Annotated in this window: 10 protein-coding genes and 1 tRNA gene; 2 read left to right on the top strand and 9 right to left on the bottom strand. The window is 44.7% G+C overall.

The genetic code is table 11. The annotated features are described in order from the left end of the window. Window positions 1-203: 203 nt before the first annotated feature. The 4 genes from ACWQXP_RS03500 to ACWQXP_RS03485 form a co-directional block, all read right to left on the bottom strand. The gene (locus ACWQXP_RS03500) at window positions 204-725 is read right to left on the bottom strand and encodes a gluconokinase (protein ID WP_454061453.1); all 522 of its coding nucleotides are present in this window, start codon (window positions 723-725) and stop codon (window positions 204-206) included. A 177-nt stretch (window positions 726-902) separates the two neighbouring features. Further along, window positions 903-1,283, bottom strand: a complete 381-nt coding sequence (locus ACWQXP_RS03495) for a hypothetical protein (protein ID WP_454061452.1) — start codon at window positions 1,281-1,283, stop codon at window positions 903-905. A gap of 182 nt (window positions 1,284-1,465) precedes the next feature. Then, window positions 1,466-2,308: a transporter gene (locus tag ACWQXP_RS03490; RefSeq protein ID WP_454061451.1), complete on the bottom strand. Its 843-nt coding sequence runs from the start codon at window positions 2,306-2,308 to the stop codon at window positions 1,466-1,468. 129 nt (window positions 2,309-2,437) lie between these two features. Next, on the bottom strand, window positions 2,438-2,905 hold the full coding sequence (locus ACWQXP_RS03485; RefSeq protein WP_454061450.1) for a CreA family protein: 468 nt from the start codon (window positions 2,903-2,905) through the stop codon (window positions 2,438-2,440). Between the two features lie 406 nt (window positions 2,906-3,311). Here ACWQXP_RS03485 and ACWQXP_RS03480 point away from each other — a divergent pair, with 406 nt between their 5' ends. Continuing rightward, complete coding sequence (locus tag ACWQXP_RS03480; protein ID WP_454061449.1) at window positions 3,312-3,692, top strand: hypothetical protein; 381 nt, start codon at window positions 3,312-3,314, stop codon at window positions 3,690-3,692. A gap of 307 nt (window positions 3,693-3,999) precedes the next feature. Here ACWQXP_RS03480 and ACWQXP_RS03475 read toward each other — a convergent pair. The 3 genes from ACWQXP_RS03475 to ACWQXP_RS03465 all read right to left on the bottom strand — a co-directional run bounded on the left by ACWQXP_RS03475 (window position 4,000) and on the right by ACWQXP_RS03465 (window position 7,396). Further along, window positions 4,000-4,086: transfer RNA gene (locus ACWQXP_RS03475), tRNA-Leu, on the bottom strand. 339 nt (window positions 4,087-4,425) lie between these two features. Further along, entirely contained in the window at window positions 4,426-5,409 is a 984-nt protein-coding gene (pal, locus tag ACWQXP_RS03470; protein ID WP_454061448.1) for a peptidoglycan-associated lipoprotein Pal, read from the bottom strand. A gap of 976 nt (window positions 5,410-6,385) precedes the next feature. Continuing rightward, window positions 6,386-7,396 (bottom strand): SDR family NAD(P)-dependent oxidoreductase, encoded by a 1,011-nt coding sequence (locus ACWQXP_RS03465; RefSeq protein WP_454061447.1) that lies wholly within the window; start codon window positions 7,394-7,396, stop codon window positions 6,386-6,388. 290 nt (window positions 7,397-7,686) lie between these two features. Between ACWQXP_RS03465 and ACWQXP_RS03460 the strand changes: the two genes are divergently transcribed. After that, window positions 7,687-7,992 (top strand): ATP-dependent Clp protease adaptor ClpS, encoded by a 306-nt coding sequence (locus ACWQXP_RS03460; RefSeq protein ID WP_454061446.1) that lies wholly within the window; start codon window positions 7,687-7,689, stop codon window positions 7,990-7,992. A gap of 96 nt (window positions 7,993-8,088) precedes the next feature. Here ACWQXP_RS03460 and ACWQXP_RS03455 read toward each other — a convergent pair whose 3' ends face one another. Beyond that, entirely contained in the window at window positions 8,089-8,565 is a 477-nt protein-coding gene (locus ACWQXP_RS03455) for a hypothetical protein (protein WP_454061445.1), read from the bottom strand. 250 nt (window positions 8,566-8,815) lie between these two features. Then, on the bottom strand, window positions 8,816-11,116 hold the full coding sequence (locus ACWQXP_RS03450; protein WP_454061444.1) for a tetratricopeptide repeat protein: 2,301 nt from the start codon (window positions 11,114-11,116) through the stop codon (window positions 8,816-8,818). Between the last annotated feature and the right edge of the window lie 604 nt (window positions 11,117-11,720).

The following is an 11,720-nucleotide window of genomic DNA, read 5'->3' as shown; positions in this document are numbered from 1 at the left end:
TCACTCAGGCCTTACCTGCCAGATACGTAACACCACAGACACATCGTGTATGTCTTCTACAGTACCGACATCGGTAAACCCTTGCACTAGACAAAAATAAATGCTTACAAGAAGTCTTGTCTAATACATGATTCCAACCCTCCCATTATGGTACACATTCACGTCGATATACGAGATAATCGACGCGACAATTATACAATTGGTTAAAATTCTAAATTCTTCTTGATTTGTGAAATGAGGAACTGCGGAGGAAAAGCAGGATCAAGAATCAATGCATCATCAGGCTCTTCAAGCTCATGCAACTGCGACTCCAAAAGAACCTCGTTCATAAAATGCATTTCCCGTTTTGACAAACGTTCTCTTACCAGGGAATCTGAGCCCTTTAAATAGACAAACCCGATGCGAGGACTGTTCGCTGCAAGAATGTCTCGATACCCCTGTTTCAAGGCAGAACATGAGATTACCGCATGCTCAGATGTAGCAACGAGCTTCTCAATCAATAGCCTCAACGCATGTAACCATGGCTCCCGATCCTCGTCTGTTAAGGCAATACCACGTGTCATCTTGTCGATATTCTTCTGAGAATGGAAATTATCTCCCTCGTAAAAAGACCATCCAAGATCTTTCGCAAGAAGTGTTCCGATCGTGGTCTTTCCTGATCCAGATACCCCCATAATGATAAGAATTTGAACAGAAGAATTAAACGGAGACGAACGAATCTTCATAAATAAAGACAACGTTTAGGAGAAGCAATCCTTTTAAGCCGACGAACGATCAATGACTCACAACAGTTGAAAGATAACATGCACAAGTCATAGCGCACCAACGATAAAAAAACCTGAAGCATGCTCAATTGCACACTTCAGGTTTTTATCAGTGCAGTAATTACTATCGTCTCGGTACTAATGTGGCACTTTAGGAAGCTCTTTTGATTCTTGCCCAAGATGTTCGGGAAGATGCTCAGGATTCACAGTCATTTCTGGGTCAACAACCGGAGGAGCAATCGTCATTTCTGGATCAGTGACAGGAGGAACAATAACGGCAGGAGAGTCTGTCATATCGTTCGGTGATTGTTGACTTTGAGACTCAATCGAATCTGTTGGCTCCTGGGCCTCTGGGACTTGTTCCGACTCAGAGGTACTCTCACTGTCACCCTCTGATCGTGAAGCTGAACTGGAATTCGAGTCAATCAACTGTCCAAATGCTGCATTGCGTAGCGTGTTAGCATTGGCTACAAACGACCCGATCGTAACAAAAATTAGTATGAGAAATAATGTTTTCATGATTATCACTCCTTACTTAGATTCATGCGAAATGTGTTGATTCACAGTATCCTCAACGTCGTTAATTATCCTTAAAACAACACCATATTTTACCTTACTTCGTATCTAAAAAACACGCGCCATAACCACACTGAGCTCGTCAATGCTTGTACTCCTCATTTTTTGATCATTCATTTTTTCTATTACCACAATTGGGGAAGACGATACGATATACCTGCCGCGACAAACCAGTCAGCAGCTGCATCCGTGAGAGCTGGCCCACCCCACACATCAAACTGTACTGTAGGCAACCACAAGTAGGTAAAGCCAGCATCAAACGCGTGGGTGGATGGACCATTCATATTTCCAAAAAATTCCGCAAATGATACTACCGTCTCATTGATTGAGACAGACAAGGCGGTCGTATAAAAGCCAGTGATATTATCGTTCACCCCATCTTCCCAAGCTCCGCCAAGATTCACTTCCCAACTCACCCTGTCAGAAATAATGTAATTTCCCGCGACCTTAAAATCAGGGGTCACATCGTCTGGATGTAGTCTCTCACTTCCATATGGAAGGGTGAGATTAAGAAGAAATGCTGTCTGTGGGATCCATTGATCTTCCTCGAATAGGTGTAATTTCGTGCCAATGACTGGAGCACTTACACTATGATCATGGTTGTCCATATTGCCCGAACTCGTCTTCTGATAGACATACCCTCCTCCCAAAAGCCTCAGTTCCATCGCTTCTAATACACCAATCCGAATCAACGTATTGGGCACCGAAACCGTCGTCCTTCGTACTTCACTGCCTCTGCCTGGAGTTACCCTTCGCTCAAGAATGACATTTGTCTTATCCCGTTGCAGGTTGACACCTACTTCAAATTGCACATGACCCTGTGGGATGAGATATGCCGTATCACCGATTCCAGGCCGATCGGTCGTAAAGGGCGTTGGAGTCTGCTCCTCAGCTGAAACCTCGGCCCAATAAACTTGCAGGACAAGACTGACTACGATGCACGAGAAGGTCAGCAATAAAGCCCTCATGATAAATGACCAATCAAACGCACAAGCGTCTGCCTTCTAGAAGAAAAACTCCCATCTTTCTGTGATGTTTGCTTAACAGCTGTCAGGGTTCTCTCCTTTTTTGATAGTAGAGAGACAACACTTCATTGATTATTGACCGGGCCATGGCATGATCGGGACTGTAGAAATCGCATTTTTGGGTGACCCTTCAATCACTTTATCACTATAGACTAGATAGATGAGCGTTCGGCGTTTCTTATCAAAAAAACGCACAACTTGGAGTTTTTTAAAAATCAATGATCGTCGCTCATTGAAAACCTGCTCACCTTCTTCTAGCTCAGCCGGCATGCGAACTGGTCCCACCTGCCGACAGGCAATGGAAGCATCCGAGCTATCCTCAGCGACTCCGATCATCCCTTTAAATCCGCCTGTCTTCGATCGACTGAGGTGGCACGTCACTCCATCAATCTTTGGATCATCAAACGCTTCGACCACAATCTTATGATCCGGCCCAAGTAAATTGAACTTGGTATCCACACTCCCGATTTCCTCAGCAAAACTTGTAACACCTATCATTAAACATACCACAAGAACTGCAACAACAATCTTCGTGTTCATGGTAACCTCAGTTTTGGTAGAAAACCTCAAATACTATCATAAATGACCATTTTACATCATCATACAGAGATAAATGCACTAGACAAGTCATGGGTACAATGACCTCAAAAATCTAGTCAGATTTAATGCAATCGAAGACTATTTTAGGTTACGGTTGTCCATGAATAAAATAACTTACATCACCCTTGCTCAATTTCCAAAGTAAATATGCCATCTTTCGTTCTCATCTTTTTTCTTCTATAGTTACTTTTGATGAAACTCAAAATTTCATTCATAAGAGGTTCAGACTAGAATTCCAATTGCAGTTGTTGAAAATGACACAAACCAGTTCAAATCAATTTTCTGGCATTCTTCTCAGTGGCAAATATGAGCAAGATATTTTCCTAATAAAGAAGGAGCGAGACCTATGAGTGAAAAAGAAGCATTTCAAACCACCATAGAGCAACAATTGCAAGAATGGCAGTCTCAAATTGATGAATACTCAAGCAAATTAGACGGACTGAGAAGAAAGGCGAGTCAACTTGAGTCCGACGTACGACTCCAACACCTGGAACAAATCAAAGAAGTTGAAGAAAGAATCGAAGCCGTCAACATTAAAATTGCTGAAGGTCAGCAACGACTTGAGTCGATCAGATCGGGTGGAGAAGAAGCCTGGGAAGAAATGAAGACTGGCAGCCAACATGCTTGGGATGATTTAGTAAAAGGGTTTAATAAAGCGTGGGGAGAGATTAAAACGTCATCTGACTTAGCATCGTCAAGAATACAAGACCGGACCAAAAACAAATAGCACTAAGAACGACCGGTTTCGTCAGGAATTTTGCGTTCACTAAATTCTAGGGGCAGACTCGAATTAACAGCTCAGCCAAACTCGAGATCCTTCACCTATTCTTAACGCGTATCAGAATGTATATTTAAAGCGAAGCAATTCGAAAAATACGGATCTGACTCGTTATTCAAAAATGAACTGACGGCCTATATATAATTCGCACATCTTCTTCTTCGAGTCGAAGCTTTCTGCTATCCACCATTCTCCATTTGACTGTCTAGAAACGAGCTTCCGTCTAAGACCGTATCCCTGGATATTGCAAAGAAACTGGTGCGGGAGACGGGAATTGAACCCGTATGCCCTTGCGGGCGCAGGATTTTAAGTCCTGTGCGTCTGCCGATTCCGCCACTCCCGCAGGCCTGAGAACAAAGGATCAGACTCTACCATTCAAGCCGGATCAAGGCAAGATCATTTTCAACAGACGCCTCCTTACCATGAATGGATAAGCGAGGGCAGGCTGTTTCCTGCATACTTCGTTCAAGATGTTCACTAATGCTTCAAGCTCAAAAAGTACGCCTCACATAACATCCTTAGACGTCATCCCCAAATTCCAAATATTGCCCTTCAAAGAGGAATGGCTAACCCTGTCACTCACTAACATGACCTTACAAATAGGCCATCATGGAAAACAAAAAGGGCAGTGGGAGAGAATATCCCACTGCCCTTTTCACGACTGTTACGTATCTTGTGTCGCTTAGTTATTCCGAATCGTCAGATGTCCTCGACGATTTTGCTGATAGCAATGTTCGTTATGTTCTGAACAAAAAGGCCGTTCTTTTCCATAGGACACAACTTTGACTTGCCTGGGCTGTACTCCCAAGTCAATAAGATACGCCTTGGCCGCTTCAGCACGCTTTTTTCCTAATACCATATTATAATCTTGCGTGCCGCGTTGATCACAATGACCTTCAATCGTCACTCGTTGCCCAGGATTGGATTTCAACCACTCCGCATCGTTTTGAAGTGAATACGCGCCAGCTTTTGTAATTTTCCAACTATCAAAGGCGAAATACACATCTTCCACATTTCCATGGCCACTCGCCATTTGCCCGCCATTCATGGCAGTACCGCGAGATGAATGCGTCATTCCACCATGGCCATTCTCGCTTGAATCTGATCTTGCAACCATGACATCTTGGTCCACATGCTCTGAGCTCAACCCTCCATTTTCCACATTGCCACGAGAATCATAGCCACGTAAAAAAGATTCGGCCCACGCTTCGGGCGTTGGAGTCACACCCTCAGCAAATCCATCACCAAACCCCGTCACGGGGCCATTATTCGCCCCATGCCCTACACCGGCATAGTTATGACCATATCCGTTTATGTCGTCATCATGACCAGTTCCCGGGTTCACATATTCCAACCCATTATAATACCCGTTGCTCACTCCTTGTCCGTCTGGTGTTCCACCATGATTATACGCTCGGGAAGATCCGACGGCTCCGGGATCATAGGACTCACCGCTTTCATAAAATGATCGTCCCTGTTCATAGTCACCTGCGCCATTCATGGTGTTTCCGGATTCGTCAGTCATACCCATCATCATTCCATCTTCATGCGCCCCTGCCTCTGAGTCGACTGTGTACCCCACTGAATGAGAACTGCACCCCTGCCCAATTGACAGCAATAAGGCAATGGCGCTCATCCATAACCGTGTTTGATGCCGAGTATTCATGAAAACCTCCTCTTTAGTAAGTAGATGATACGCTTGCGTGTCTCAACACCATATTGTCGTCGGTCGGGGTGAAGGGACGCAGATTACCTATCTCGAAGAATTAGGCTGTGTTCGTACAAACATGCATGAAAACAAGATTGACTTCATGCCCGTACTATCGGTCGTCCGGAGTAAAACTTAAGTACTTTCCAGCTTATATTGAAGACAAAGTCTCTTCGATATTTAAAATTTATCTACCAATGTGATCGTCGAACGTCATAGGAATCTTTAATTACCGAATGCTTGAAGGCCTGCGACAATGGAAAATTTCCAGCAACGAAGAAACACAGTCCTCTTAAGGACAGACAAGAACGAAAAAGAACAGACGGAATACGAAGTCATAGGAAAGAAATGCAGATGAATGTAAAGTTGGCAATCAAGAGGAGTGACAATAAATCCCGGTGAATATCACAGATATCCATTGAGGGCTCTACTCTCCTCGAACCCCTGAGAGGACCGAACATATGGAGATCAGTATCTATCTGGGAATCTTGGATATTAGTGAGAAACGAATGTAGAAAAGTAGTCAGACATTCAAAGGCAGGTAAGGACATCTAACAACGCGATTCAGAATATCCCTGTGTCAGTCCACAGCTTACTCGTTTAATTCAACCCCTGAGGAGTATGACGAGACAGGCATTATAGCGAATCCAATTAATTTCCATTCGAATCAGAAAAGGAAACCTGGCGACGGTTGTTGCGTCACTCGGGGCACCTCGATAGGCAACTGTGCTTGAGTCCCTGAAGTGTAGATAGAAGGTCGCCTAGTAGCGGAAATCTACGTCTCAAACATTGGAAGTTCTTTGAAACGGTTATAGGTAGTGAAACTCTACGTAAATGTCATTCGTCAAAAAAGCTTTATCCATTTCGACTCCCCTATCAACACAATCACTTTTGCAGAAACCAAAAGTCACTCTATCTAGTACATGCGCGGGGGTTAATCTTTATGAAGTATGGTTTGTTGATACCACTGCCAAAATCTTTCAACGCCTTCAGGAACTGAGGTTTTCGGTTCATACCCTAAAAGTTCACGTGTTTTACTAATGTCGGCAAAGGTATAGGAAATATCAGCCTCTAACATGGGAGTCGGAATCAGATGTGCAGATTTTCCTGCTAACTGTTCGATACCTTTAACAAAATCAGAAAGCAATACTGGTTCTCCACGGCCAATATTGAAAACTTCATAGCCCAGCGGACGATCGACCGCGGCAATCACTCCACTGACAATATCTTCAACATATGTCCAATCACGATGCATATTTCCACTATTATAAAGCGGCACCTCTGAACCTTTAAAAATATTATCCAAGACTTTATAGGCCATCATATCCGGACGACCACGTGGTCCATACACGGTAAAAAATCGAAGAATCGTACAGTTGAGCTTATACAGATGATGATACGAATACCCTAACATTTCACTTGCTCGCTTGCTGGACGCATATGGAGCTAATGGGCGATCACAACGATCATCGGGAACGAAAGGCACAATTTGCGTATTGCCATACACGGACGACGTTGAGGCAAACACGAAGTTTGGCAAAGCATTTGATTTTTTCGTGCCATCCATTCTGCCGACACAGGCATCCAACAAATTCAATGTTCCCGTCACATTCACGTCGTAATACAACCCCGGATCATCAATCGACACGCGCACACCGGCCATTGCCGCGAGGTGAACAATGCCATCAAACTGATGGGATTGAAATATTTTTTGAATGAGGGTTCGGTCACGAATATCACCTTCAATAAGCGTGAAGGCTTCATACTGACCGGAAGGAGCCAGTTGCGTTTCGATTTCCTTGATGTTGGCACGCTTGCGCTTGGGGTCATAATAGTCATTGAAATTATCAATGCCCACCACACGATCGCCTCGCTTCAAAAGCGTTTCAACGGTATGACTCCCAATAAATCCAGCAGCACCAGTTACCAAAACAGTCTTAGACATGCGTATTCTCCTTCTCGTTGTCACTCGTCTTGTCGTCTGCTCAACAGCGCCCGAGTATCAATAGCACAAAATATCATTTTCGGTCACATATGATTGCGGATTTCATCATTCGGCGCAACACATCCCAACGATGAACGACTTGAGGTATCAGTCGGCTATTCCAACTGCAGCCTTAAGACAGAGATCATCATCTTGACTCATCATCGTGAACTAACGGCCTCTGTCCGACAGGATCATCACATGTGTGGACTCAACTTGTGAGGTGCCAGAGTGATTGTTACAATACTTTGATGGTCGGAGTGATAAGTAATAGTACACTTGAAGTACCAGAGGTTATCGAAGACACAGGGACTGGCACGGGGGAAGACTTCGAGGCAGAAGTCATTGTGTATAATTGCAACTGTCACACCTACCAACAGGTCATTGCCTTATTTTGCCAATTCATACCAGGCATGACGCCAGACCGAGCCTTCGAACTCGCCTGGCAGATTGACCACCATGGCAGCGCCGGGGTATTTCGCGGCGATCAAAAACAAGCTGAAGACATTGCGAATCGATTAGCGGGTGGCGGATTGCGTGTCGAGGTCAGATACTGAAGAGCTCAGCGATCACACCATCATCTTTGTTTTTTTCACTTCAGGCTGGCTCTGAGTAATGTAGATGGCTCACATCGTCAAAATCTTAGGGTTTGACTATTTCTTGGCCTTAACAGGAGCCTTCTTTACCTTCGTTCCCGACTTCGATGAACTTTTTGATTTTGCTGCCTTTTTGGGAGCTGCCTTCGCGACAGACTTTTTCGCTTTTGCGTTAAGAGTCTTTGAAGCCATCGCTTTCGGTTTAGTCGGTGCCTTTTTTTCGACCGCTGGCTTAGCGGGCTTACGTTCTGCGGAGATTTTATCCTTAGGTTTTTCTACGGTCGCTTTCTTAGATTTTGCTGGTTGAGCTTTCTTGGATTTAGCGCTAGATTTCTTTTCAGAATTAAGGGGTTGCGGATCCTTCGAGAATGATGTTTTGCTTTTCTTTAGCGTCTCACCTGTATACACCTTGACTTGATAGAGTTCAAATAATTTACTGATAGCCCTTTCATCCCCTTTTCTGGCCATACCCAATAGGCGCCGGCGTTGGTTCATTTCCTCTTCTTCGGTATGAGAAGTTACTCGCCGTTCCATCCAGCGTTCCTTTCCTTTTATCGATAAATGGCATTATCTTGCCACCAAGCATCGGGATTGTACAGAAATTGACCATCACTTGTCAGTATCACCTAGTGTGCTTTTCTCACTTGACAAGCATCCGGCTCCACAAGCCCATGAAGAACGTCATGTATACGATGCGCGTGAATTTAACATAATTGACACGTTGTTGATTCATTCCACCTTACACAGCCTGAAAACGAGAGTTCTAGGCAGGTGCCCCACTCATTTAGAGACTCTCAAGTGTTGATTTGGCTTCATCGGCCCCCGGGAACGTGGCATTAAGCTTTAAGGCAGCTTCCAATGCCTTTTTAGCCTCAACTTTATTGCCCTTCTTAAATTGAGCCATGCCAAAGTGATATTGGACCTCAGGATTATCCTTGAGCTTTTCCGCCGCTTCTCCGAGCAACGAAACGGATTTTAAGTAGGCAGCCTTTTTATAATAGATCCACCCAAGGGTATCAGCGATGTGTGGCTCCTGAGGTTGTTGCTCACGAGCCGTCTGAGCATGCGAAAGTGCCACATCAAGATTACCAGCACGATCATGCTCAGCAAGTATCCACGCCAAATTGTTGGCGGCTGGAGCAAATTTTGGCTGAAGGTCTAATGTGTTAGTATAGTGCGTCTTTGCTTTTTCATAATCGCCTTGTTGCTCTGCGATCATCCCCAATATCATATGACCTGATACGAGCTTAGGATTTCTTTTAACCAGTTGTTCATATTCATTCACGGCTTCGGCGGTCCTGTCCGTCTGACGATAGAGTTCGGCTAAGTTCATATAGGAGGTTTGAACATTCGCATCGAGTTCAATGGCTTGTTTAAACGCGGTTTCCGCTTGAGCGCTGTCCTTCTCTTGCATCCACAATCTTCCCAGAAGGTTATAAAACAATGGGTTTTTTGGGGATGCGTCAATCTGTTGGAGAACACGCTCTCGAGCTTTTTTGGCCTCACCCTGGGCCAAATGAATACTCGAAAGTTGCGATAAGGCCTGAATCGAGTCAGGACTGCCTTTCAAAGCTTCTTCAAAATGCTTGATCGCTTTTGCCCATCGTTTATCATTTCCAGCGATCAGTCCTAGCTGATAATGACTTGATGATTCCTGCGGAACCTGCGCAATAACCATCTCAAAGACCTTTTTGGCCTTGGTGATTTCACCTTTTTGCAGATAAGCCGCACCAAGAATACGAACAGCCTTGAGATTTCGAGGGTTCAGACGAATGCCAGCTTGCGCCTCGTCAATCGCCTGATCATATTCTCCTGAAGCCAACCACACAGCAGCGAGCGCAGTCCGAGCCGTCACTTTGTTGGGGGCCAGCTTCACCGCTTCAGATAATTCCGTTGCTGCCTGAGAAAGGTCCTGCCTCGCTCCATAGGCAATGCCAAGATACTCGTGGGCCGCAGGAAGATTTGGATTGTCATTCACAACCTTTTGCAACAGGGAGACGGCATCATCAATATCTCCAGTTGCCATCTGGAGGCGTGCCTTGTGCACTCGACCCATTGAATCCCGCTTATCCTTCTCCAATGTCTCATTGACCAGTTCCTCTGCTAATTTCAGCTCTCCCGTGTCAAGATAATGATTTGTCAATCTCTCCCGAGCGGCAGCTGAATCAGGATTCAGTTCCATCGCGCGTTTGTAACTGGCTAAGGCATCGTCAGCCCGACTCATATAGGTATAATACTCCCCTAAGAATAGGTGAGGCTTTTCACTGTGAGGTTGCTGCGCGGCCAGCTGCTGATACGTCGCTTCCGCCTGATCATACTTTTGATAGGCTTGAAAGAAGAGCGCTAACTTTACATAAAGGCCCTCATTATTCGGGTCTAACTCAATGGCTTGGCGATACTGGGCTTCGGCCTCATCACTCTTTTGTTGAATAGCGTAAAAATCGCCCAATGCCATCACCAGTTGCGTCGAATCTGGGTGTTTGGCTAACGCATCGTGAAGTGTTTGTTCCGCGGTTGTGAAATCTTCCAACCCGACATAGGCTCGCGCCAGATCAAGATAAATCTGAACATTATCTGGGTCTAACTCAATCGATTTTTTCAGCTCGGTTATTCCTTCGTTATATTCTTTTTCACTAATCAAACTTCTCCCACGAAGAAGATGCCCCTTCGGATCTTGCGGCGAAGACGCCAACACAATCTCAGCTCGTTCACGGGCCTCTGATGGTTTCTTACCCAGTAAAAACAATTCACCTAATTTCAGCTGAGCATCTTGGTTGGATGGATCCAAATCAACAGTCTTACTGAGTTCCCCGTAGGCTGATTGCACATCCGTGATTCCACCAATCTTCAAATGACTCAATGCCAACTGATAATGTCCATTGGCATCTTTCGGATCAATTTGAATGACGTTTTTAAATTCAATCACCGCTTCTTGATATTTCTCTTCTTCACTATATGCGAGACCTCTTTTATAGTGCGTTTCCTTTTTTTCCTCTGCCGTCATCTGCGTACAGTTTCCTAACAGCAAGATGAGACAAGGAATAAAGCAGGTGACAAGCACGTGAGCCGTCCGTCTACACATCATAAAATTAATCTCCTCCGTCGATAAGTTTCTGATGTCATTCGCAGTACAGGTCGAGTGTTCACTCCGTTGAACTTCTCGGCTATGAGATAAAAGTCAGAACAGTCATAATATTCTAGCGAATCCAATGAATTTGCAGAATGTGCCTAGTCCACACACGCTCAGCACCCCATTGGCTTTGTCGGTTCAATCATTATTGAGAATCACGATGGTCACTCACTATTGTGATCATAAATGGCCTTGATGCGACGATTGCTCCATAACCTTATGCAATCTCAATGGCAACTAACGTTGTAAGCCGTTCTGTCACGAAGAGGTCTACTCAAAGTCGCCAAGACAGCGTCATAACTATAGCGAATTTAAATACGTTCCAGTGGTGTGCTGAGGCCATGAACGTAGAACGCACCACTCGTCTTATCTGTTCAACCTTTACTGAGAATTCCTCTGGTCACTCACTATTGTGATCATAAATGGCCTCAGTGGATATAATCGTTCGCAGGACTGAGCGTAACCGTTAAGCAATCTATCGAGGAGACTTTATCCTTTTGATACCACCAATCAGAGATATTCAAGTAACCCAGCGTCATGACCCACATCAAAGATTGAA

The organism is Candidatus Nitrospira salsa, from assembly GCF_965152625.1.
The sequence above is the reverse complement of the archived record's forward strand: the minus strand, read 5'-3'. Positions and strand labels throughout refer to the sequence as shown.